This is a genomic window from Lysobacter solisilvae (genome assembly GCF_016613535.2).
Taxonomy (GTDB): domain Bacteria; phylum Pseudomonadota; class Gammaproteobacteria; order Xanthomonadales; family Xanthomonadaceae; genus Agrilutibacter; species Agrilutibacter solisilvae.
Genome location: NZ_CP071518.1, coordinates 3,761,496 through 3,784,758, shown reverse-complemented (window position 1 = coordinate 3,784,758; position 23,263 = coordinate 3,761,496). Strand labels below are relative to the sequence as shown.

General features: G+C 67.9%; 14 protein-coding genes, 8 tRNA genes and 4 pseudogenes. 20 read left to right on the top strand and 6 right to left on the bottom strand.

Annotation, left to right across the window (positions count from 1 at the left end; genetic code table 11):
- The first annotated feature begins 8 nt into the window (after positions 1 to 8).
- The 4 genes from I8J32_RS16790 (at position 9) to I8J32_RS16775 (ending at position 2,244) form a co-directional block, all read left to right on the top strand.
- Positions 9 to 311 (top strand): integration host factor subunit alpha, encoded by a 303-nt coding sequence (locus I8J32_RS16790; RefSeq protein ID WP_200613828.1) that lies wholly within the window; start codon positions 9 to 11, stop codon positions 309 to 311.
- Positions 304 to 660: a MerR family transcriptional regulator gene (locus I8J32_RS16785; protein ID WP_200613827.1), complete on the top strand. Its 357-nt coding sequence runs from the start codon at positions 304 to 306 to the stop codon at positions 658 to 660. The genes I8J32_RS16790 and I8J32_RS16785 overlap by 8 nt, the downstream gene beginning before the upstream one ends.
- A 138-nt stretch (positions 661 to 798) precedes the next feature.
- Positions 799 to 875 (top strand) — tRNA-Pro (locus tag I8J32_RS16780).
- A 304-nt stretch (positions 876 to 1,179) separates the two neighbouring features.
- Complete coding sequence (locus I8J32_RS16775) at positions 1,180 to 2,244, top strand: TraB/GumN family protein (protein WP_207526688.1); 1,065 nt, start codon at positions 1,180 to 1,182, stop codon at positions 2,242 to 2,244.
- A 31-nt stretch (positions 2,245 to 2,275) separates the two neighbouring features.
- Here the strand turns inward: I8J32_RS16775 and ppx are convergent.
- The 5 genes and pseudogenes from ppx to I8J32_RS16750 form a co-directional block, all read right to left on the bottom strand.
- A pseudogene (ppx, locus tag I8J32_RS16770) lies at positions 2,276 to 3,809 on the bottom strand (exopolyphosphatase).
- Between the two features lie 97 nt (positions 3,810 to 3,906).
- A pseudogene (gene ppk1, locus I8J32_RS16765) lies at positions 3,907 to 6,016 on the bottom strand (polyphosphate kinase 1).
- 29 nt (positions 6,017 to 6,045) lie between these two features.
- A pseudogene (phoR, locus tag I8J32_RS16760) lies at positions 6,046 to 7,390 on the bottom strand (phosphate regulon sensor histidine kinase PhoR).
- 97 nt (positions 7,391 to 7,487) lie between these two features.
- A complete protein-coding gene (phoB, locus tag I8J32_RS16755; protein WP_200613815.1) occupies positions 7,488 to 8,195 on the bottom strand; it encodes a phosphate regulon transcriptional regulator PhoB in 708 nt (235 codons plus the stop codon).
- 93 nt (positions 8,196 to 8,288) lie between these two features.
- Positions 8,289 to 9,866, bottom strand: coding sequence for a M48 family metalloprotease (locus tag I8J32_RS16750; protein WP_200613812.1), 1,578 nt, complete (start codon positions 9,864 to 9,866; stop codon positions 8,289 to 8,291).
- A 194-nt stretch (positions 9,867 to 10,060) separates the two neighbouring features.
- Here I8J32_RS16750 and grxC point away from each other — a divergent pair, with 194 nt between their 5' ends.
- The 4 genes and pseudogenes from grxC (at position 10,061) to I8J32_RS16730 (ending at position 13,459) form a co-directional block, all read left to right on the top strand.
- Positions 10,061 to 10,330, top strand: coding sequence for a glutaredoxin 3 (gene grxC, locus I8J32_RS16745; protein ID WP_200613809.1), 270 nt, complete (start codon positions 10,061 to 10,063; stop codon positions 10,328 to 10,330).
- 85 nt (positions 10,331 to 10,415) lie between these two features.
- Positions 10,416 to 10,808, top strand: a complete 393-nt coding sequence (locus tag I8J32_RS16740) for a carboxymuconolactone decarboxylase family protein (protein ID WP_200613806.1) — start codon at positions 10,416 to 10,418, stop codon at positions 10,806 to 10,808.
- A 108-nt stretch (positions 10,809 to 10,916) separates the two neighbouring features.
- Positions 10,917 to 11,923, top strand: a pseudogene (locus I8J32_RS16735) (isocitrate dehydrogenase).
- Positions 11,924 to 12,121: 198 nt separating this feature from the next.
- Complete coding sequence (locus I8J32_RS16730) at positions 12,122 to 13,459, top strand: Na+/H+ antiporter NhaC family protein (protein ID WP_200613801.1); 1,338 nt, start codon at positions 12,122 to 12,124, stop codon at positions 13,457 to 13,459.
- Between the two features lie 82 nt (positions 13,460 to 13,541).
- Here I8J32_RS16730 and I8J32_RS16725 read toward each other — a convergent pair whose 3' ends face one another.
- Positions 13,542 to 14,300, bottom strand: coding sequence for a Bax inhibitor-1/YccA family protein (locus I8J32_RS16725; protein ID WP_200613798.1), 759 nt, complete (start codon positions 14,298 to 14,300; stop codon positions 13,542 to 13,544).
- A 138-nt stretch (positions 14,301 to 14,438) separates the two neighbouring features.
- Here I8J32_RS16725 and I8J32_RS16720 point away from each other — a divergent pair.
- The 12 genes from I8J32_RS16720 to I8J32_RS16665 all read left to right on the top strand — a co-directional run bounded on the left by I8J32_RS16720 (position 14,439) and on the right by I8J32_RS16665 (position 23,222).
- A tRNA-Pro gene (locus tag I8J32_RS16720) sits at positions 14,439 to 14,515 on the top strand.
- 52 nt (positions 14,516 to 14,567) lie between these two features.
- Positions 14,568 to 14,644: transfer RNA gene (locus I8J32_RS16715), tRNA-Arg, on the top strand.
- A 28-nt stretch (positions 14,645 to 14,672) separates the two neighbouring features.
- Positions 14,673 to 14,749, top strand: a tRNA-His gene (locus I8J32_RS16710).
- A gap of 77 nt (positions 14,750 to 14,826) precedes the next feature.
- Positions 14,827 to 14,902 (top strand) — tRNA-Lys (locus I8J32_RS16705).
- Between the two features lie 86 nt (positions 14,903 to 14,988).
- Positions 14,989 to 15,073: transfer RNA gene (locus I8J32_RS16700), tRNA-Leu, on the top strand.
- A 1,025-nt stretch (positions 15,074 to 16,098) separates the two neighbouring features.
- Positions 16,099 to 17,400 (top strand): trigger factor, encoded by a 1,302-nt coding sequence (tig, locus tag I8J32_RS16695; RefSeq protein ID WP_200613796.1) that lies wholly within the window; start codon positions 16,099 to 16,101, stop codon positions 17,398 to 17,400.
- Between the two features lie 168 nt (positions 17,401 to 17,568).
- Positions 17,569 to 18,195: an ATP-dependent Clp endopeptidase proteolytic subunit ClpP gene (clpP, locus tag I8J32_RS16690; RefSeq protein ID WP_200613793.1), complete on the top strand. Its 627-nt coding sequence runs from the start codon at positions 17,569 to 17,571 to the stop codon at positions 18,193 to 18,195.
- A gap of 137 nt (positions 18,196 to 18,332) precedes the next feature.
- Positions 18,333 to 19,616, top strand: a complete 1,284-nt coding sequence (clpX, locus tag I8J32_RS16685; RefSeq protein WP_200613790.1) for an ATP-dependent Clp protease ATP-binding subunit ClpX — start codon at positions 18,333 to 18,335, stop codon at positions 19,614 to 19,616.
- 370 nt (positions 19,617 to 19,986) lie between these two features.
- Positions 19,987 to 22,419: an endopeptidase La gene (gene lon, locus I8J32_RS16680; protein WP_200613788.1), complete on the top strand. Its 2,433-nt coding sequence runs from the start codon at positions 19,987 to 19,989 to the stop codon at positions 22,417 to 22,419.
- A 226-nt stretch (positions 22,420 to 22,645) separates the two neighbouring features.
- A complete protein-coding gene (locus tag I8J32_RS16675) occupies positions 22,646 to 22,918 on the top strand; it encodes an HU family DNA-binding protein (RefSeq protein WP_200613786.1) in 273 nt (90 codons plus the stop codon).
- Positions 22,919 to 23,004: 86 nt separating this feature from the next.
- Positions 23,005 to 23,079: transfer RNA gene (locus tag I8J32_RS16670), tRNA-Val, on the top strand.
- A gap of 66 nt (positions 23,080 to 23,145) precedes the next feature.
- Positions 23,146 to 23,222 (top strand) — tRNA-Asp (locus I8J32_RS16665).
- The last annotated feature ends 41 nt before the right edge of the window (positions 23,223 to 23,263 follow it).

The following is a 23,263-nucleotide window of genomic DNA, read 5'->3' as shown; positions in this document are numbered from 1 at the left end:
GTTTGACGATGGCACTGACCAAGGCCGAGATGGCTGAACGCCTGTTCGACGAAGTCGGGCTGAACAAGCGCGAAGCCAAGGAATTCGTGGACGCGTTCTTCGACGCGCTGCGCGAGGCCCTGGAGCAGGGTCGCCAGGTGAAGCTGTCGGGCTTCGGCAACTTCGACCTGCGCCGCAAGAACCAGCGGCCCGGCCGCAACCCGAAGACGGGCGAGGAGATTCCGATCTCCGCCCGCACCGTGGTCACCTTCCGCACCGGCCAGAAGCTCAAGGAGCGGGTGGAAGCGTATTCGGGAGGCGAGCATGCTTGACCCCGGCAGCAACCGCGAGCTTCCGCCGATCCCGGCCAAGCGCTACTTCACCATCGGCGAGGTCAGCGAGCTGTGCGAGGTCAAGCCGCACGTGCTGCGCTACTGGGAAACCGAATTCCCGATGCTCAGCCCGGTCAAGCGCCGGGGCAACCGCCGCTACTACCAGCGCCATGAAGTGCTGATGGTCCGCCAGATCCGCGGCCTGCTCTACGAACAGGGCTACACCATCGGCGGCGCCCGCCTGCGGCTGGAGGGCGACACGGCGAAGGAGGAATCCGCCCTGAGTTCGCAGATCATCCGCCAGGTGCGGATGGAGCTGGAAGAAGTCCTCACGCTGCTGCGCCGCTAGGCCCGGTTTCAGGGGCTTGCGCGCGCCCGGCAGGCGCCCCGGCTCCAAGGCGCTGGATGCCGTGCCGCTGCACGGATATACTTCTCGGCCCCCGCTGCCGTCGAGGCAGCACGCATCAAACCGTGTCACGCAACATCTCGGGGTATAGCGCAGCCTGGTAGCGCATCTGCCTGGGGGGCAGAGGGTCGTCGGTTCAAATCCGGCTACCCCGACCAAATTCAAGTTGTGATCAATCAAGTTTTGAATCAGCGGCCTGCGAGCGACCCTCGTGGGCCGTTTTTTTGTTGCCATGCATCTGTGCTGCCGTGCAGCCAGCGCGTGGGCAAGCGAGCACTGCGCGATGCGCCAGCAATGCTGGACCGCGCTGCGGCTGCCGCTGTGCTGCAATCCGGGCCCGGCGATGCGGGATGGGATCGTGCGCGGGCAGGCGCACCGCGCCGTGAGGCCGGTGAACTCCACAGGGCGGCTACGGTCTGAACGACACTCGCCGGCCCCGGCGACAGAACAGGAGTGCAAAGGATGCAATCGAATTCCCGCGTGACCGGCCAGCTTCCCGCCGTCAGAGTCCGGCCGGCAGTCGCGGTGCTCGCCCTGGCGCTGGTCGCGCCCTGTGTCGGCGTGCAGGCCCAGGACACTTCCGCCGTGGCGGCGCCGGTCAGCTCGTCGGTGCCGATCCGGGATGCCGAGCCGGTGATCGTCTCCGGTGCGCTGCCCGGCCGAGGCATGTGGAAGGTGAGCAAGGGCGAGCACACGATGTATGTGCTCGGGACGCTCTCGCCCTTGCCCCGCGACATGGAATGGACCTCGCGCGACGTGGTCAGGGTGCTGGAAGAGGCGGACGAAGTGATGACGGGTTATGGCGTCCGCGTGGATGCCGACGTCGGCTTCTTCGGGAAACTGGCCATGCTTCCGAACGTGCTCGGCGCGCGCAAGAATCCGGACGACCGCCTGCTCAAGGACGTGGTGAGTCCGGCCGATTACGCGCGCTGGCTGGTGCTCAAGCAGCGCTACATCGGCCGCGATTCCGGCGTGGAGAAGTACCGGCCTGTCTTCGCCGCGGCCGAGCTGTACCAGGAAGCGATCGAGGACCGCGGCATGTCGACCAGCAGCGTCATCGATCCGGTGCTCAACGAAGCGGTCAAGCGCCGCAAGATCAAGGTCACCGCGCCGCGGCTGACGATCAAGGTCCCCGATCCCAAGCGCGCGTTGAAGAGTTTCCGCGATGAGCAGCTCGGCGACCGCGCGTGCTTCAGCAAGACCCTGGACAACCTGGAGGCGGACCTGGACCGCATGGCCGATCGCGCCAATGCCTGGTCGGTGGGCGATGTCGAAGCGTTGCGCCTGGTCCCGCAGGGCGACCAGTACGAAGCCTGCATGGATGCACTGACCGGAGCGCAGGCGCTGCGCAAGTACGGCCCGGCCGACCTGGAGGGTGCCATGCGTTCGGTGTGGCTGGAGGCCGCGGAGAAGGCGCTGGCCGGCAACCAGGTGACGCTCGCGACGCTGCCCATGCGCGAGCTGCTCAAGCCCGGCAACTACCTCGAGACCCTGCAGGCGAAGGGTTACACCGTCGAAGCGCCCTGAAACGGGGCGCCGGGGGAATGACGTCGCGGCCTCAGGCCGCGACGATCTGCAGTTCGATTCCCAGGCCGGCCATGTCGTCCGGTTCGCCCGACAGGTCGGCCTTCACCAGCGGCCGCTCGTCCAGCCAGCGGCGTGACACGGTCAGCGCCAGCTTGGGGCCGTTGGCGCGCAGTTCCAGGCGCGGGATCTCGCCGTTCTCGTGCGAGCGGTGCAGCAGCACCGCCAGTCGCAGCAGGGCCGGCCGCGCTGCGGCGCGCGGGGGCCAGCAGGCGGTCGGGCAGGGCGTCGAACGCCGACTTGGGAATGCCACGGCGGTGGGTGCGCACCAGCGCGGCCAGGAACTGCTGCTGCTGGCGCGAGAAGCCGGCGATGTCGGAGTGCTCGATGACGTAGGAGCCGTGCACGTGGTACTGGCTGTGCGCGATGACCAGGCCCAGTTCGTGCAGCCGCGCCGCGCGGGTCAGCATGAGGCGGTCGTCGGCGTCGAGCTGCCAGGCGGTGGCGACCTGGTCGAACAGCCGCAGCAGGCTCGTTTCCACGCGCGCGGCCTGCTTCTTGTCGATCGCATAGCGCTGCATGAGCGCATCCACCGAGGCGTCGCGCGGGTCGTCGGCGGTGCCGCGCCCGAGCATGTCGTACAGCACGCCCTCGCGCATCGCCGCCTTGCTGACCTGCATGCGCTGCAGGCCCAGGGCGTTGAACGCGGCCTCGAGCACGAGGATGCCGCCGGCGATGACGGGGCGGCGCTCGGCGGACAATCCCGGCAGGTCGATGTCCTCGATCCGGTCGGCCTGCAGCAGCCTGTCGCGGACCTGCGGCAGCGCCTCGGCGGTGACCGCGCCCTTGGTGAGTTTCATCGCCGCGCAGATCTCGCCGATGGCCTTGTTGGTGCCCGACGAACCGATCACCTCATGCCAGCCCAGCGCGCGATAGGTGCCGGTGAACTGCTGGAACTCGGCCGACACTTCGGTCAGCGCCTCGCGCCAGCGCTTGCGCGACAGCTTGCCGTTGCCGAAGAAGCGCCGCGTGGTGGCGATGCAGCCCAGCTGCAGGCTTTCACGTTCGATCGCCTCGAAGCCGGTGCCGATGATGCACTCGGTGGAACCGCCGCCGATGTCGATCACCAGCCGCAGCTCGCCGGGGCGCGAGGGCTGCGCGTGCGCGACGCCCAGGTAGATCAGGCGCGCCTCTTCGCGGCCGGACACGACTTCGATCGCATGCCCGAGCGCGTTTTCCGCGGGGACCAGGAAGTCCTGCGGCTGCGCCAGCCGGCGCACGGTGTTGGTCGCGATCGTGCGCACCCGCTGCGGCGGGATGTCCTGGACCCGCTGCCCGAAGCGCGCCAGGCATTCCAGCGCGCGCTGCCGCACGGCCGGATCCAGGCCGCCACGTCCGTCCAGGCCCTCGGCCAGGCGGACCGTTTCGCGCAGGCGGTCGACGATGCGCAACTGCCCCAGCAGCGAGCGCGCGACCACCATGTGGAAGCTGTTGGACCCCAGGTCGATGGCCGCGAGCAGGTCCCCGTCTTCCAGCGGAAGCCGGGTGCTCGGATAGAGATCATTCATGGACAGATGATCCCATGCGGGGGGAGCCGGGGCGAGGTGGGCGCGCGATGGGCTGGTCGGAACGGGTTTCAGGCGCGGGCGCTGTTCTGCTGCCCGGTCAGGTGCACAGCTTCGCCAGCAGCGTGGCCTGCGCCGAGTGCGGCGCCTGGCCCTCCTGCGGGACGATGCGGTCGTAGCCGCCGTCCGTGCGCAACTGCCAGGCGCTGACGTTGTCGGCCAGGTAGTTCTCCAGCGCTTCGTCGAACACGCGCTGGCCCAGTTCGGGATCGATCAGCGGGAAGGCGGTCTCCACGCGGCGCAGCAGGTTGCGTTCGAGCCAGTCCGCGCTGGAACAGAACATGTCGGGGGCGCCGTCGTTGGCGAACCAGTAGACGCGGTGGTGTTCCAGGAAGCGCCCCACGATCGAACGCACGCGGATGTTGTCGGAGACGCCCGGAACGCCGGGCCGCAGGGTGCAGGCGCCGCGCACGATCAGGTCGATCTGCACGCCGGCCTGCGAGGCCTGGTACAGCGCCCGCACGACCTGCGGTTCGTTCAAGGCGTTCATCTTGGCGACGATGCGCGCCGGCCTGCCGGCCCGCGCGTGTTTCGTCTCGCGGTCGATGCGCTTGAGCACCCCGGCGTGCAGGGTGAAGGGCGACTGCAGCAGGCGCTTGAGCTTGATCGCCGGCGCCAGGCCGGAGATCTGCTGGAAGATCTGGTGCACGTCGCTGCCGATGTCCGGATCGGCCGTGATCAGGCCCAGGTCGGTGTACCCGCGGGCGGTGCCGCTGTGGTAGTTGCCCGTGCCCATGTGCACGTAGCGGCGCAGCTTCTTTCCTTCGCGGCGCACGATCAGCAGCATCTTGGCGTGCGTCTTGTAGCCCACGACGCCATAGACCACCTGCACGCCGGCGTCCTGCAGGCGGTCGGCCAGGCCCAGGTTGGCTTCCTCGTCGAAGCGGGCGCGCAGCTCCACCACCACGGTGACGTCCTTGCCGTTGCGCGCCGCCTGCACCAGGTGGTCGACGATCTGCGACTCCTTCCCGGTACGGTAGAGCGTCTGCTTCATCGCCAGGACGTTGGGGTCCTCGGCCGCCTGCCTGATCAGTTCCAGCACGGGGGCGAACGAGTCGAAGGGATGGTGCAGCAGCACGTCGCGCTCGCTGACCTTGTCGAACATCGAGTCCAGGCCGGTCAGGGCGCGGGGCTGGAACGGGGGGAATTTCAGGTCGTGCCGCTGGACCAGGTCGTACACCTGGATCACGCGGTTGAGGTTGACCGGCCCGTTGATGCGGTACACCGCGTTCTCGGGCAGTTCGAAGTTTTCCAGCAAGGTGCGCACGATCGGCTTGGGGCACTGCTCGGCGATCTCCAGCCGCACCGCGCGCAGGTAGCCGCGCCCGGCCAGTTCGTCGCGCAGCGCCAGGGCGATGTTGTCGACTTCCTCCTCGTCGACCAGCAGCTCGGAGTTGCGGGTGACGCGGAACTGGTAGGCCCCCTGCACCTGCATGCCGGGGAACAGCTCATCGACGAAGCTGGACAGCACCGCCGACAGGAACACGAAATCCGTCGGGCCGCCGGAGACGTCCTCGGGCAGCTGTATGATGCGCGGCAGCGAGCGCGGCGCGCGCACGATCGCCAGGTTGCCCGCGCGGCCGAACGCGTCGCGGCCCTTGAGCACGACGACGATGTTGAGCGACTTGTTGAGGATCTTCGGGAAGGGATGGGCGGGGTCCAGGGCCCAGCGGCGAGAGCACGGGCATGATCTCGTCGCGGAAGTAGCCGCGCAGCCATTCGGCCTGCGCGGGGGTCCAGGCATCGCGTCCCAGCACGCGCACGCCGGCATCGAACATGGCCGGGCGCAGCACGTCGTTCCAGCATTCGTACTGCGCGGCCACCAGGTCCGCCGCCCGGTCGTGGATGCGCGCCAGCACGGCGGCCGGCGCCAGCCCGTCCGGGCCCGGGGCCAGGCCCAGGTCGTGCGCGTGGCGCAACGAGCCGGCGCGGATCTCGAAGAACTCGTCGAGGTTGGTGCAGGAGATGCACAGGTAGCGCAGCCGCTCCAGCAGGGGCATCGAGGGATCCCGCGCCTGGGCGAGCACGCGGAAGTTGAAGTCCAGCTGCGACAGTTCGCGGTTGAAGTACAGCGCGGGATCGCGCAGCTGGTCGACGTCGGCCGGTGCGTCGAAGGCGCCGGCGTTGGCTGCGGTGCTGGCGGAGGTGATGGCGGCGGCGGGGGCGTGGCGGACTGGCTTCATGGCAGTGCGATGTCCAATGGCTCGCGGGCGCGGACGCGGTCGGCGCCGAAGTGGCACGAGAACGTGCTCCCCCCTGCCGACTTCGCTCGCGATCTCCAGGCGTGCCTGGTGAAGGTGGAGGACGTGCTTGACGATGGAAAGGCCCAGGCCCGTGCCGCCGCTCTCGCGCGAGCGGCTCGTTGACACGCGGTAGAAGCGCTCGGTGATGCGGGGCAGGTGCTGGGCGGGAATGCCGTAGCCGGAGTCGGTCACTTCCAGGACCACGCCCTGGCGGCCATCGGCCCGGTCTGCCGGATCGAAGCGGAACACGACGGATACCCGGCCACCGGCCGGCGTATAGCGCACGGCATTCCCGACCAGGTTCGAGAACGCGCTGTGCAGTTCCTTGTTGGAGCCCCACAGGTCGACGCCGGCCTGGTCCTCGACGGTGATCTCGTGCCGGTTCTGGCTCAGCGCCATGGCCTCGCGCCGCAGCGTGTTGAGCATCGAGGCCATGCCCACCGTCTCCTCGCCGGAGAGCTGGTCGGCCGATTCCAGGCGCGACAGCGTGAGCAGGTCTTCCACCAGCTGGGTCATCCGCTGGGACTGCCGCTGCATCTCCGACAGCATCGGCGCCCATTCGGGATGCTCGCCGGGATCGAGCATGTCCAGGTAGCCATGCACGACGGTGAGCGGCGTGCGCAGTTCGTGGGAGACGTTGGCGACGAAGTCGCGGCGCATCTGTTCCAGTTGCAGCAGCCGGGTTACGTCGCGGGCGACCAGCAGCCACAGGTGTTCGGAATAGGGAATCAGCCGCAGGCTCAGCGTGACCGCCGGATTCCACGGCGAGACCAGTTCCAGCGGCTCGGCATTGCGGCCGGTGGCCATCCAGTGGGACAGCTGCATCGGCTGCAGCCGTTGCGCGAGCGGGGCGCCGATGTCGGCCGGATGCCGCAGCGACAGCAGGCCGGTCGCGGCCGCGTTGAACCACTGGATGCGCTGGGTGTTGCGTTCCACCACCACGATCGCATCGGGCAGTGCCGCGGTCGCCGCGCGGTAGGCGCGCAGCATCTCGATCAGGCGGCGCTTGCGGCTGCGCATTTCCTGCTGGCTGCGGTGGAGCAGCCGGTCGAGTTCGTTCCAGGTGCCATCGCCGACGGGCGGGGTGTGGCGCTGGCGGGCGGTGAGGCGCAGCAGCAGCTTGCGCAGTCGCCAGTAGTGCCAGGCCACCACGCCCAGGGCGGCGAAGGTCAGGACCGGCCAGGGGTAGCCGACCAGCAGCCCGAGCACGGCGGCGCCGGCCAGGATCAGGGCGAGCTGACCCAAGGTGCGGAACCAGGCGGAACGGGCGCGGGGAGGCATGGTCCGAGTCTAGTGCGTGGCAGGCAACGCGGGGTCGGCGGCACACGAGGCCGGGACGGTGGTCACGCCGGCGCCCGCGGCGGCCCGACCCAAGCCGCTAGGCCTCGACGGCCGCGGAGAACCGGTAGCCGGCGCCGCGCACGGTCTGCACCATGCCTTCGAGCTGGTGCGGTTCCAGGGTCTTGCGCAGGCGGCGGATGTGGACGTCCACCGTGCGCTCCTCCACGTACACGCTGCCGCCCCAGACGTGGTCGAGCAGCTGGGTGCGTGAGTAGACGCGTTCGGGGTGGGTCATGAAGAAGTGCAGCAGCCGGTACTCGGTAGGCCCGATCTGCACCGGCTGTTCGCTGCCGTCGCCATGGGCGAAAACGCGGTGCGCCGCGCCGTCGATCCGCAGCGGGCCCACGCCGACACTGCCGTCCTCATCGTCTTCGCGCGAGCGCCGCAGCACGGCGCGGATGCGTGCCAGCAGTTCGCGGGCGGAGAAGGGCTTGACGACGTAGTCGTCGACGCCGGCTTCCAGGCCGCCCACGCGATCGTTCTCCTCGCCGCGCGCGGTGAGCATGATGATCGGGATCTCGCGCGTCAGCTGTTCCCGGCGCCAGCGGCGCGCCAGTTCCAGGCCGCTGGTGCCCGGCAGCATCCAGTCCAGCAGGATCAGGTCCGGCAGGCGGTCGGCGATGGCCGCCTGGGCCTCGCGCGCGTCGCCGGCATGGACCGGTTCGTACTCCCCCTTGCGCAGGGCGTAGGCCACCATGTCGCGGATGGCCGGTTCGTCTTCGACGATGAGGATACGTTTCTGCACGGGTCGCTCTGGGTCGACAGTGGGGCAGGCATGACGCCTGGACCCGGCCAGTACACTACCGTTTTGTGACCGGGCCGTGACATGCGCCGCCCGTCAGTGGCGCTGGAGATCCTCGTCGCGCACGCCCTGCCGCTTGAGTTCGAGCACGGTCGGGGTAATGGCGGCGATGCGCGCGTCGATGCGCGAGCGCGCGTAGTAGTCCAGGTCGTCCCGCTTGAGCAGCGTGTTCAACTGCACCAGCGCCTGTTCGGGCCGGCCCTTGAGGTAGGCGGCCTCGGCGTAGGCCTCGCCGGCGCGCACCGGGTCGCCGGCGATCTCGCTGGCGCGGCCGAAGGCCTGCTGGAATTCCGGGTCCTCGCTCGACTGGCCCAGCAACGGGCGCAGCACGGCCTGTGCGCGTTTGCCGGCCTTGGCGGTGTCGCGCTCGCTGAGCACGCGGGCGTAGGTGAGCACGGCCGGCCGGTTCTGCGGCATCGAGGCCAGCACGGCCTCGAACCGCGCATCGGCCTGCGCGGCCTTGCCGGCGCGCGCTTCGGCCTCGCCCATCGCCAATGACAGCCACAGCTCGCCGGGATGGCGCTCGAGCAGCTCGGCCAGGCCCGCCATCGCCGCGGCGCCCTGGTTGGCGCGGATGCGTGCCACGGCCAGGCCATAGCGCTGGGCGTCGTCGAGCGCGTGGGTGCGGGCGAGCTGGTCGTATTCGCGGATCGCGGCGGCCGGGCTGTCGGCGCTGAGCACCCGCAGGCGTTCGCGGGCGTAGTCGAACTGCCCGGTGTCGCCGGAGGCCAGCGCGTTGCCGATCTTCAGCCCGGTGGGCAGCAGCGGATTGTCGCTGCCGCCGGTTTCCCCGCTGAAGGTGGCCGGGGCGTGGGACATCTGCTCGGCGCGGGCCTTGGCCTCGCTGATGCGCGTGGTGGTGACCGGATGGGTCATCAGGTAATCGGGCGTCTCGCCGTACAGGCCGGCGCGGTTGGCGCGGGAGCGGGCGTTGAGCTTCTCGAAGAACGAGGCCATCGCGACGGTGTCGTAGCGACTGCGCGACAGCGTCTGGATGCCCAGCCGGTCGGCCTCGGCTTCGTTGGAGCGGGTGTAGTCGATCTGCCGCTGCTGGGCCAGCGCCATCGCCGAGGTGTAGATGGCCTGGGCGGCGTCGTCGGAGGAGCGGCCGCCCGCCTGCGAGGCGGCCACTGCAGCGAGCATCGCCAGCAGGATCGGGATCTGGTCCTTCTGGGCGCGTTCGACCGCGCGCAGGACGTGCTGCTGGGTGACGTGCGCGATTTCGTGCGAGAGCACCGCGGCCACTTCATCCTCGCGTTCGGCCGCCAGCACCAGGCCACTGTTCATGCCCACGTAGCCGCCGACCGTGGCGAAGGCGTTGATCTGGCGGTCGCGCATCATGAAGAACGTGAAAGCCTGGCGCGGCTTGTCGCTGTTGGCGGCCAGGCGGGTGCCCAGCGTGTCCAGCCAGCTGGCCACCAGCGGGTCTTCCAGCGTGTATTCGTAGTGGCGCAGCTGCGCCAGCATCATCGAGCCGTATTCGCGTTCCTGGGTCGGCGACAGCAGCTCGCGCGCGGAGGAGCCGATGTCGGGCAGGCGCGATTCCTGCGCCGTCGCGCACACGCTGGCCAGGGCGAGGGTGAGGGCAGCGGCGAGCGGGAGCAGACGGGGCAAGCGGAAATCCTCTGACGGGGCGGGGGCAGGATGGCGGGGGCCGGGCCCGGGCGTGTGAATCGGGGGTTAACCCGTTCAGGCGCCTGGCGTCTGCCTGCGGCAATGGGGCGCTGCGTTCCGGCCCCGGGCTGGATTTGCCCGGGGTCACGACCCATATTCGACACCAGTTTCCCTGCCGAGTTTCGGAGTCTCCCTTGAGTACCGCCGCTTCGAACATCCTCATCTACACCACGGCGATCTGCCCGTACTGCGTGGCTGCCAAGAACTTCCTCAAGAGCAAGGGCCAGAGCTGGACGGAAATCCGCGTCGACTTGGACCCGGCCGAGCGCCAGAAGATGGTGACGCTCGCGCGCCGCACCAGCGTGCCGCAGATATTCATCGGCGAAAAACACGTGGGCGGTTACGACGACATGATCGCCCTGCATCGCGCCGGCGGCCTGGAGCCGCTGCTCGCCGCCGGCTGAGCGCGGCCGTTCCGCCCCGGCCTTCGATTTTTTCCCCTACGACGCCACCGCGCCGCGCCCCCGCCGCGCCGCGCAAGGAATTCCCATGACCGACAGTACGGGCGACGACCGCGTCGCGCAGTTCACCCAGTTCCGCAAGCGCATGAACGAACGCATCCTGGCCGAGCCGAACCAGGTGGTTCGCCGGTTCTTCGCGCTCGATACCCAGACCTACCAGGCCGGCGCCCTGGACGTGAAGACCAAGGAGCTGCTGGGCCTGGTGGCCTCGATGGTCCTGCGCTGCGACGACTGCATCAGTTACCACGTCGCCCAGTGCAAGGAAGCCGGCGTCAACCGGGACGAGATGTTCGAGGCCTTTTCGGTGGGGCTGGTGGTCGGCGGGTCGATCGTGATCCCGCACCTGCGCCGGGCCGTGGATTTCCTGGACACCCTGGAAGCGGGGGAAGCGGCCGCGCCGGCGGCCCACGCCCACGACTGACGCTACGCACCGGTACGGGCAGGGCGCCATCTGTCATAATTAATGGTTCTTACGCCCCGCGCGCCACGCCCATCCGCGTGGCGTCCGCCTGTCTGGAAACCCCTTCAAATGACGACGATCACTGTCATCCGCGGCGACGGCATCGGCCCGGAAATCATGGACGCCACCCTGCACGTGCTCGACGCGATGCAGCTTGGGCTGACCTACGAGTACGCCGACGCCGGCCTGGTCGCACTGGAAAAGCACGGCGAACTGCTGCCTGCGGCCACCATGGACTCGATCCGCAAGAACCGCATCGCGCTCAAGTCGCCGCTGACCACGCCGGTGGGCGAGGGCTTTTCCTCGATCAACGTGGAGCTGCGCAAGCGTTTTGACCTGTACGCCAACGTGCGTCCGGCCAAGTCGTTCCCGAACACGAAGTCGCGCTTCCCGTCCGGCGTGGACCTGATCACCGTCCGCGAGAACACGGAAGGCGCCTACATCGGCGAAGGCCAGCACCTGTCCGAGGACGGCGAGACCGCCGTCCTGACCCAGAAGGTGACCCGCCGGGGTTCCGAGCGCATCGTGCGCTACGCCTTCGACATGGCGCGCCGGATCGGCCGCAAGAAGGTCACGGTCGTGCACAAGGCGAACATCCTCAAGTCGACTTCGGGCCTGTTCCTCAAGACCGCGCGCGCGGTGGCGGCCGAATATCCCGACATCGAGTGCAACGAGATGATCGTGGACAACTGCTGCATGCAGCTGGTCATGAAGCCCGAGCAGTTCGACGTGATCGTGACCACCAACCTGTTCGGCGACATCATCTCCGACCTGTGCGCGGGTCTGGTCGGCGGCCTGGGCCTGTGGCCCCGGGCGCGAACATCGGCACCGACGCGGCGATCTTCGAGGCCGTGCACGGCTCGGCTCCGGACATCGCGGGCAAGGGCATCGCCAATCCATGCGCCCTGCTGCTGGGCGCCGCGCAGATGCTCGACCACCTGGGCATGCCGGAAAAGGCCGAGCGCCTGCGCGCGGCGATCATCGCCACGCTGGAGGCCCGCGACAGCCTGACCCCCGACCTGGGTGGCACGGGGAACACGCTGGATTTCGCCAAGGCGATTGCCAGCCGCGTCTGATCCGGCGGCGACGGCGCAAGCCGGCCCGTGTGGTCTTCCCCGCGTGCGGGGGAGGCCTGGGTCGATTGATCCGGGCCGGCGCGGACCTCGTCCTCGGCCGGCACGTAGCCATCCAGGCATTTCCATGTTCCGCCGGCGCGCTCGACGCGGGTTCCCTCAGGCGGCAAAATATATGTATCCATATATTTTGATGAAGAGATGAATAGCTCTCCCCGGCCGAGCGCCCTGGCGCTGTCCCCCCTGTTGGCCTTCCTGGCGCTGTTCTTCGGCGCAGGCCTGTATTTCACCTCCCATGGGGAGGCCATGGGCTTCTACCAGCTGCGGGCGCCCGTCGCGATCCTGCCGGCGCTCGCGCTGGCGGCGCTGATCGCCTGGCGCAAGCGGATCAAGCCGCTTGAGACGCTGCTGGCGGGCATGGGCGACGCGAACGTCGTCCTGATGTGCCTGATCTTCCTGCTCGCCGGCGGCTTCGTGGAAGTGTCCAAGGCGATCGGCGCCGTGGATGCGATCGTCTCGCTCGGCGTCGGCCACCTGCCGCCAGCGCTGCTGCTGCCGGGGCTGTTCCTGGTCGCTGGATTCATCTCGCTGTCGCTGGGCACCTCGATGGGCACCATCGCCGCCGTCGCTCCGATCGCGCTGGGCGTGGCCGATGCCTCGGGCCTGGACCGCGTGCTGGTGCTGGGCGCGGTGATCGGTGGCGCCACGTTCGGCGACAACCTGTCGGTGATCTCGGACACCGCGATCGTGGCCAGCCGCACCCAGGGCTGCACCATGCGGGAGAAGTTCCGGGAGAACCTGCGCCTGGCCTTGCCCGCGGCCATCCTCACCCTCGTGGCCCTGGCCTTCATGGGCGACACGGAGCCGGCGCAGTCCCTGGCCCCGGTCTCGCCGTGGCTGATCCTGCCCTACGTGATCGTGCTCGGGCTGGCGCTGGCGGGCGTGGACGTGCTGGTGGTGCTGAGCGTCGGCCTGGTCGTGGCGGGCGGCCTGGGCGCGCTGCTGGCGGAGGACTTCGGTGCCGCGGCCTACGCGGGGCATGTCTGGGCCGGCTTCGAGAGCATGGTGGAGATCATCCTGCTGTCGCTGCTGGTCGGCGGCCTGGGGGCGCTGATGAAAGCCACTGGCGGCCTGGCCTGGCTGGCCCAGGTGATCGGCCGCTTCGCGCGCGGGCATCGCAGCCGTCGCGCCGGCGAGGTGAGCATTGCGGCGCTGTCGGCCACCACCGATGTGTTCACCGCGAACAACACCGTCGCCCTGCTGATCAGCGGCAGCCTGGCGCGCGACATCGCCCAGGCCCACGACGTGCCGCCGGCACGGTCGGCGAGCGTCCTCGACATCTTTGCCTGCGTCACCCAGGGCGTGCTGCCCTACGGCGCACAGGTGCTCCTGGCGGCGTCGCTGGGCGCGGTCTCGCCACTGGCCGTGGCCGGCAGCGTGCACTACAGCTGGCTGCTGGGTGGGATCACCCTCGCGGTGATGTTGTGGCCGCGGCGGGCCGCGGCGCCTGTTCCCGCGGTCGCCGACACTGCGGCCTGAGTCGGCTTCGGATATGAGCCGGCTTCGGACATGAAAAGGGGCGCCCTGGGCGCCCCTTTTCGTTTGCCAGCGTTTGCTGCGCTCAGTCGCGCAGCTTGCCCAGCAGGCGCAGGAATTCCAGGTACAGCCACACCAGCGTGACCATCAGGCCGAAGGCGCCGTACCACTCCATGTACTTGGGCGCGCCGCTTTCCACGCCGCTTTCGATGAAGTCGAAATCGAGGACGAGGTTGAGCGCGGCGATCACCACCACGAACAGGCTGAAGCCGATGCCGATCATGCCGGACTCGTGGATCATCGGAATCTTGATCCCGAAGAAGCCCAGCACCATCGTCGCCAGGTAGACCAGGAAGATGCCGCCGGTGGCGGCGACCACGCCCAGCTTGAAGTTCTCGGTGGCCTTGATCAGGCCCGAGCGGTAGGCGAACAGCAGTGCGAACAGGGTGCCGAAGGTCAGCGTGACGGCCTGCAGGACGATCCCTTCGTACACGTGGTTGTACATGGCCGAGATGGCGCCGAGGAAAAAGCCCTCGACGATCGCGTACATCGGCGCCGTCACCGGCGACCACTCCTTCTTGAAGATCGTGATCATCGCCAGGATCAGGCCGCCGATGGCGCCTCCCAGCATGTAGGGCATCGCATTGACCGGCCCCTGCGGCGTGAATTCGATCTGGCTCCAGGCGAAGGCGGCGGTGAGCACGGCCAGCAGGAGCAGGATGGCGGTCTTGTTGACGGCGCCATTCAGGGTCATCGACTGCGAGTCGCCGCGAACGACCGCGCCGCTGCCGAGGTCGAGGAAGGTGGATTCCTTCAGGGCGGGATTGCCGCTGCGCATGATCATGATTTCCTGGTGACGGTGGACGATGCGCGCCAGCATACACAAGGCCCCCGGTGGTTCAGCCAGCATTGACACGCACGGGGCAGGGCACCAGAATGTCCGACCTTTCGCGGCGTTGGCGCGCAACGGAAGTCCCGGTTCCGGGGTATAGCTCAGCCTGGTAGAGCGCCAGCTTTGGGAGCTGGATGTCGTGGGTTCGAATCCCTCTGCCCCGACCATCCGGACTGAAGCAGGAACGGCCAGCGGGCCAGTGGGCTAGGATGGCACCACGCGCCCGTAGCTCAACCGGATAGAGCACCGGCCTTCTAAGCCGGTGGTTGTGGGTTCGAGTCCCGCCGGGCGCGCCAGAAGTACCGTGGAAAACCAGGTTTTATGGTGGCTGTAGCTCAGTTGGTTAGAGTACTGGATTGTGATTCCAGATGTCGGGGGTTCGAGTCCCCTCAGCCACCCCAGTGTGTGTGAAGCGGGTTTGAATCGAAGCGTTGCCAATTGCGATCGCTTTGCTTAGAATTCCGCTCCTCGTTGTTCCGGGCCGTTAGCTCAGTTGGTAGAGCAGTTGACTCTTAATCAATAGGTCCAAGGTTCGAATCCTTGACGGCCCACCAGTCCCAGGAACGCCCGGCCTCGCGCCGGGCGTTTTCTTTTGGGCATCCGCGGTGCATCTGCGGTCCGCGGCTAGAATGGCCGCCGAGCGAAAGTGGCGGAATTGGTAGACGCCCTGGATTTAGGTTCCAGTGCCGCAAGGCGTGCGGGTTCGAGTCCCGCCTTTCGCACCACGCCAGGTTGATAAAAAAGCCCCCGCGCCGACAAACGCGCCGTCGCGCGCTGCGCGATAAATGCCGCAGCGGCTTGTCCCCCCAGCCCCCGCGTGCCCCCGCGCCGACAAACGCGCCGTCGCGCGCTGCGCGATAAAAGCCACAGCGGCTTTGTCCCCCCAGCCCCCGCGTGCCCCCGCGCCGACAAACGCGTCCCCCAGCCCCCGCGTGCCCCCGCGCCGACAAACGCGCCGTCGCGCGCTGCGCGATAAAAGCCACAGCGGCTTGTCCCCCCAGCCCCCGCGTGCCCCCGCGCCGATAAACGCGCCGTCGCGCGCTGCGCCCGATGAACCAATCGGCTTTTCCCTGCTCCCCGGGCCAGTTTCGGAACTGTCTGGCCATGTGCCGGCATGTGGCCGGCCAGTCTCCGGAACTGTCTGGACATATGCCGGTATGTGCCGGGCCAGTGTCCGGAACTGTCGGGACATATGCCGGCATGTGCCCGCCCAGTCTCCGGAACTGTCGGGACATATGCCGGCATGTGCCCGCCCAGTCTCCGGAACTGTCTGGACATATGCCGGCATGTGCCCGGCCAGTCTCCGGAACTGTCGGGACATATGCCGGTATGTGCCCGGCCAGTCTCCGGAACTGTCGGGACATATGCCGGCATGTGCCCGGCCAGTCTCCGGAACTGTCGGGACATATGCCGGCACGTGCCCGGCCAGCCTCCGGGCCCTGTCCGGACATATGCGGGCATGTGCCGGGCCTGACCCCGGAGCTGTCTGGACATGTGCTGGCACGTGCGCGGCCAGCCTCGGGAACCTGTCCGGGGGTTCCGAAGCGCCGGTCGACCCTCACCGGCGCTGCAATGCCGTGACGACGGCCGCAAGCAGCGCCCCGGCCGTCCTTTCAACTGGCACCAGGCCCCGGAATCAGCGAAACTAGCCCGTTCCGCCGGAGGCTTTCAGCCCAGCCGGCCCGCAACCCCCAATCCAGCCTCAAACACGGCCCGCGGGTAAGACCCGCGGTAGCAGGAGTCGTCAGCAATGCAAGTCTCGGTCGAAACCCTGGGCAATCTCGAACGCCGCCTGACCTTCAGCCTTCCGGCCGACCAGCTGGAAAGCGTGGTCGACGGCCGCCTGCGCGAGATCGCGCGTGGCGCCAAGATCAAGGGCTTCCGTCCCGGCAAGGTGCCCTCGAAGGTCATCGAGCAGCGCTTCGGCCAGCAGGTGCGCGCCGAGGCCCTGGACGCGATGCTGCGCGAGAATTTCGGCAACGCGGTGCGCGAGCACTCGCTGAAGATCGCGGGCAACCCGCGCATCGAGCCGGCCAGCGGCCAGGACGGTGAACTGGCCTACACCGCCACGTTCGAAGTGGTGCCGGACTTCGGCGACATCGATGTCACCAAGCTCAACGTGACCCGCCACACGGCCGAGGTAGGCGAAAGCGACCTGGACGCCATGATGGAGAACCTGCGCCTGCAGCGCCGCACCTGGCGCGAGGTCGAGCGCGCCGCCCAGGAAGGCGACGCGGTCGAGATGGAAACCTGGTCGCAGGCCGGCGACGAACGCGTGCCCGCGGAGGGCGTGGAGCGCGGCGCGGCCCTGCTGGGCTCGGGCAACATGTTCGAGGCGATCGAGACCGCCCTGGCCGGCATGAAGTCCGGTGAGGAAAAGTCGCTGGACGTCGAGTTCCCGGCCGACTGGCGCGTCCCGCAGTTCGCCGGCAAGTCGGTGAAGGTGCACCTGAAGGTCACCAAGGTGTCCGAGCCGGTGCTGCCGGAAGTGGACGCGACCTTCATCAAGAGCTTCGGCATCCGCAGCGGCGACGCCGAACAGTTCCGCGCCGACATCCGCAGCAACCTGGAGCGCGAGCTCAAGGGCGCGCTGATGGCCCGGCTGCGTCGCGAGGTCGGTGAACAGCTGATCGCCGCCTACGCTTCGGTCGAGATGCCGCCCCGCCTGGTCGAGGCCGAGGCCCAGGACATGGCCCGCCAGGCCGTCGAGCAGGCCCGCCGCCAGGGCCAGGTCATCCCGCAGATCCCGGCCGACGCCCATCTGGGCTTCATGGACGCCGCGCGCAAGCGCGTCCTGGTCGGCCTGCTGGTGGGCGAGATCGCCCGCCGCAACGACCTGCGCCTGGACCCGCGCCGCGTCAACGAGACGCTCAAGCTGATCGCCTCGACCTACGAGGAGCCGCAGCAGGTCATCGATCTCTACCGCAACGACCAGCAGCTGATGACCGGCCTGCAGGGCCGGGTGATGGAGGAGCAGGTGATCGACTGGATCGCCGAGCGCGCCCAGCACACCGAGCAGGCCCTGTCCTTCAGCGAGGCGATCCGCCAGTAACGCAGCCGCCAGCCGGACGCGGGAATCCTCGGGCGCGGCCATGGTCGCGCCCGAGCCGTTTCGGATTTCCGGCTCAGGAGCGCGGGCCGCCAGCGCCCGCCACTTGCACTGGGGGTCGGCAGGCCCCAACTTGCAACACATCGACCAGACGCCACAGGTATCGCCCGGATGAACAACCGCACCCAAGCCCTCAACCTAGTGCCGATGGTGGTCGAACAGACCAGCCGCGGCGAGCGCGCGTATGACATCTACTCGCGTCTGCTCAAGGAGCGGGTGATCTTCCTCGTCGGCGGCATCGATGACCACGTGGCCAACGTGATCGTGGCCCAGATGCTGTTCCTGGAGGCCGAGAACCCCGAGAAGGACATCAGCCTCTACATCAACTCGCCCGGCGGCGTCGTCACGGCCGGCATGGCCATCTACGACACCATGCAGTACATCAAGCCGGACGTGAGCACGATCTGCGTCGGCCAGGCGGCCTCGATGGGCGCCCTCCTGCTGGCCTCGGGCGCCAAGGGCAAGCGGTATGCGCTGCCCAACTCGCGGGTGATGATCCACCAGCCGCTGGGCGGCTTCCAGGGCCAGGCGAGCGACATCGACATCCACGCCCGCGAGATCCTCACCCTGCGCCAGCGCCTGAACGAAGTACTCTCCAAGCACACCGGCCAGGCCCTGGAAACGATCGCCCGCGACACCGAGCGCGACAACTTCAAGAGCGCCGAGGCCGCCCGCGAATACGGACTGGTCGACCAGGTGCTGGAGCGCCGGCCGGAAGAATCGATCCAGGCGGGCTGAGCCGGGGGATGACCGGCGGGCGAAATCCTTGATTTCGCACACAATTTGGCATGGAGTAGGGCCACAGACCGGCTCGGACGCTGTGGTATTCTCGGGCTGCCGGTCGACCGGCAGCCAGCAACACGCAAGGCAGGGGCATGAGCGACGAACGACAGGGCCGCGGAGACAGCAACAAGATTCTTTATTGCTCCTTCTGCGGCAAGAGCCAGCACGAAGTACGCAAGCTGATCGCAGGCCCGAGTGTCTTCATCTGCGACGAGTGCGTCGAGCTGTGCAACGACATCATCCGTGAGGAGCTCGAGGAGAAGGCGCAGTCGGCCCGCAGCCACCTGCCCAAGCCCCGCGAGATCCTCGAGGTCCTCGACCAGTACGTGATCGGCCAGGCACGTGCGAAGAAGACGCTCGCCGTGGCGGTGTACAACCACTACAAGCGCATCGAGAGCCGCCAGAAGAACGACGACGTCGAACTGGCCAAGTCGAACATCCTGCTCGTGGGCCCCACCGGCTCGGGCAAGACGCTGCTGGCCGAGACCCTGGCCCGGCTGCTCAACGTGCCGTTCACGATGGCCGACGCCACCACGCTCACCGAAGCCGGGTATGTCGGCGAGGACGTGGAAAACATCATCCAGAAGCTCCTGCAGAAGTGCGACTACGACGTCGAGAAGGCGCAGCAGGGCATCGTGTACATCGACGAGATCGACAAGATCTCGCGCAAGAGCGACAACCCGTCCATCACCCGTGACGTGTCGGGCGAGGGCGTGCAGCAGGCGCTGCTGAAGCTGATCGAAGGCACGGTCGCCAGCGTCCCGCCGCAGGGTGGCCGCAAGCATCCGCAGCAGGAATTCCTGCAGGTCGACACCCGCAACATCCTGTTCGTCGTCGGCGGCGCGTTCGCCGGCCTGGACAAGATCATCCAGCAGCGTTCGACCGAGGCCGGCGGCATCGGCTTCGGCGCCAAGGTCAAGAGCAGCGCCCGCAAGGCCGACACCAGCAAGGTGCTGGCCGAGGTGGAGCCCGAGGACCTGATCAAGTTCGGCCTCATTCCCGAGTTCGTCGGCCGCCTCCCGGTGGTCGCCACGCTCGAGGAACTGGACGAGGCGGCCCTGGTGACCATCCTCACCGAGCCCAAGAACGCGATCACCAAGCAGTTCAAGAAGCTGTTCGACATGGAAGGCGTCGAGCTGGAGTTCCGCGCCGACGCGCTGACCGCCATCGCCAAGAAGGCGCTCAAGCGCAAGACCGGCGCCCGCGGCCTGCGGACCATCGTCGAGAGCGTGCTGCTGGACACCATGTACGACCTGCCTTCGCTGGAAAACGTCAGCAAGGTCGTGGTGGACGAGTCCGTGGTCGAGCACAAGTCCGACCCGTACCTGATCTACCAGACGCCGCCGGCCGCGCCCAAGATCGCCGCCGCGGAGTAGTCCGGCCGCCGGCCGGTCACCGCCGAGTAATCCACCAACGCCCGGGTCCGCCCGGGCGTTGTGTTTCCCGGGGCGGGCTCCCCGGCCGCCTTCACGCCGCCACCGGACGGACCGCTGCCCGCGACCTGGCCGTGCGGTGCCCGGCTGGCGCGACCGGCCGCGCCGCACCCCCGTGGCCGCGACCGTGACCGCCGTCCCGCCCCCTGACGGGTGAGGCCGGCCGCCTGGCCATCGGTTCATGCCGAATCGACACACGGTGAACGGCGTCGCTTGCATCCTAGGGCGCATAACCCCATAACCGATGCCAAGGCGGCCCCAGGCCGCGAGCCCCTTTCCGGACGCTGCGCCGCGTCCTGTTCCCGGAGTTGCCATGACCGTCTCCTCAGACCGCGAAACGATGAACCTGCCCGTGCTGCCGCTGCGAGATGTGGTCGTCTTTCCGCACATGGTCATTCCACTGTTCGTGGGCCGCGACAAGTCGATCCGCGCACTGGACCTGGCGATGGAGTCCGACAAGCGCATCCTGCTGGTCGCCCAGAAGTCCGCCGAGACCGACGACCCGACCGGCAAGGACCTCTACGAAACCGGCACGCTCGCGCACGTGCTGCAACTGCTCAAGCTGCCCGACGGCACGATCAAGGTGCTGGTCGAGGGCATGTCCCGCGTCAGCGTCGACCAGGTCGGCGAGGCCGACGGCGCGCTGGCCGGCCGCGCGCAGGTCGTGGATCCGGTCATCGACCGGGACGAACGCGAGCTCGACGCCATCACCCGCTCGCTGATGGGCCTGTTCGAGCAGTACGTCAAGACCAACCGCAAGCTGCCGCCGGAACTGATGCAGACCCTTGCGGGCATCGACGAGCCCGGCCGGCTGTCGGACACCATCGCCGCGCACCTGGGCGTGCGCCTGAGCGACAAGCAGAAGCTGCTGGAGACCCACGAGATCGGGAAGCGGCTGGAGCAGCTGGTGGGGCTGGTGGACGGCGAGATCGACGTGCAGCAGCTGGAGAAGCGCATCCGCGGCCGCGTGAAGTCGCAGATGGAGAAGAGCCAGCGCGAGTACTACCTCAACGAACAGATGAAGGCGATCCAGAAGGAGCTGGGCGAGATCGACGACGCGCCCAACGACGTCGACGAACTGGCCCGCAAGATCGCCGAGGCCGGCATGCCCAAGCCGGTGGAAGCCAAGGCGCGCAACGAGCTCAACAAGCTCAAGCAGATGTCGCCGATGTCCGCCGAGGCGGCCGTGGTGCGCAACTACCTGGAGTGGCTGCTGGGCGTGCCCTGGAAGAAGCGCACCAAGATCCGCAAGGACCTCAAGGCCGCCCAGGACGTGCTCGACGCCGACCATTTCGGCCTGGAGAAGGTCAAGGAACGGATCCTGGAATACCTGGCCGTGCAGTCGCGCGTGACCAAGATGCGTGGCGCGATCCTGTGCCTGGTCGGCCCGCCCGGCGTGGGCAAGACCTCGCTCGGGCAGTCGATCGCCAAGGCGACCAACCGCAAGTTCGTGCGCATGTCGCTGGGCGGCGTGCGCGATGAGGCCGAGATCCGCGGCCATCGCCGCACCTACGTCGGCTCGATGCCCGGCCGCATCGTGCAGAACCTCAACAAGATCGGCAGCAAGAACCCGCTGTTCGTGCTGGACGAGATCGACAAGATGTCGATGGACTTCCGCGGCGATCCGTCCTCGGCCCTGCTGGAAGTGCTCGATCCCGAGCAGAACACCGCCTTCAACGACCACTACCTCGAGGTGGACCTGGACCTGAGCGAGGTGATGTTCGTCGCCACCTCCAACTCGCTCAACATCCCCGGTCCGCTGCTGGACCGCATGGAAGTGATCCGGATCCCGGGCTATACCGAGGAAGAGAAGCTCAACATCGCCATGCGCTACCTGCTGCCCAAGCAGATCAAGGCCAACGGCCTCAAGCCCGACGAGATCAAGGTGGGGGAGGACGTCGTGCGCGACATCGTGCGCTACTACACCCGCGAATCGGGCGTGCGCAACCTCGAGCGCGAGGTGTCGAAGGTCTGCCGCAAGGTGGTCAAGGAGATCGCCCTGGGCGGTCCCAAGAAGAAGCCCACCAAGCCCAAGCCGATCACCATCACCTCCAAGAACCTGGACAAGTACCTGGGCGTGCGCCGCTTCGACTTCGGTCGCGCCGAGGAGCAGAACGAAATCGGCCTGGTCACCGGACTGGCCTGGACGGAAGTGGGCGGCGACCTGCTGCAGGTGGAAGCCACGCTCGTCCCGGGCAAGGGACAACTGCTGCTCACCGGCCAGCTGGGCGACGTCATGAAGGAATCCGCGTCGGCGGCGCTGTCGGTCGTGCGGGCACGGACCGAGCGCCTGGGAATCGACCTGGACTTCCTGCAGAAGCACGACATCCACGTGCACGTGCCCGAGGGCGCCACGCCCAAGGACGGTCCGAGCGCCGGCATCGCGATGGTGACCGCGCTGGTGTCGATGCTGACCAAGAACCCGGTTCGTGCCGACGTGGCCATGACCGGCGAGATCACCCTGCGCGGCAAGGTGCTGGGCATCGGCGGACTGAAGGAAAAGCTGCTCGCCGCGCTGCGTGGCGGCATCCGTACGGTGATCATTCCCGACGAGAACAAGAAGGACCTCGTCGACCTGCCCAAGGCCGTGAGCCAGGGCATGAAGATCGTCAGTGCCAAGTGGATCGACGAGGTGCTCGACCTCGCGCTCGAGCGCCCCGTATCGCCCACGCCGGCCATTCCTCCCGGCGAGCTGCCGGTACCCGACAGCGTGCAGGCAGCGACCCAGGCGGACGTCAAGCACTGACACCGCACGTCCGCGCACATGGGCCCATTGCGCTGAAAGCCTTGCCATTGCAGGCTTTCGGCCTTGCGACCGCAAAATGCCACTGGTATAACGCTCGCAACCCGCAACGCGGCCGGTTCCGGCGCGCGCTTGAGCGGCAACCTCGATCCGGATCCCGCCCGCACCCAGGCGCTGGTCCGGCTATCTGCACACTGCGGCGTTCCCGCCGCAAATGGAGTCAATACGAATGAACAAGGCCGACTTTGTAGCCGCCGTCGCCGAGGCCGCGGAACTGTCCAAGACCGACGCCGCCAACGCCGTCGACGCGGTGATCAGCGTCATCACCAAGTCGCTCAAGAAGGGCGATACCGTGACGCTGGTCGGGTTCGGCACCTTCCAGGTGCGTGAGCGCGCCGCCCGCCAGGGTCGCAATCCCAAGACCGGCGAAACGATCAAGATCAAGAAGTCGAAGAACCCTGCGTTCAAGGCCGGCAAGGCGCTCAAGGATGCGGTCAACTGACCCGGGCGACTGCCACGATTGCAACGAAAAGCCCGGCGCAAGCCGGGCTTTTTGCGTGAGGGCATATATAATTTCGCCCTGACCCGGGGTGCTTAGCTCAGCGGTAGAGCGTCTCCTTTACACGGAGAGGGTCGGGGGTTCGATCCCCTCAGCACCCACCATTGCGCGGTCACTGTCGAGGTGTTGCGCGATCGTAAATCGGGCTGTATGATTTCGTTTCTCAGCGCGGAGTGGTAGTTCAGTCGGTTAGAATGCTGGCCTGTCACGCCGGAGGTCGCGGGTTCGAGTCCCGTCCACTCCGCCATTTTTTCAAGCACAACGCCCGCACCTTGCGGGCGTTGTGCT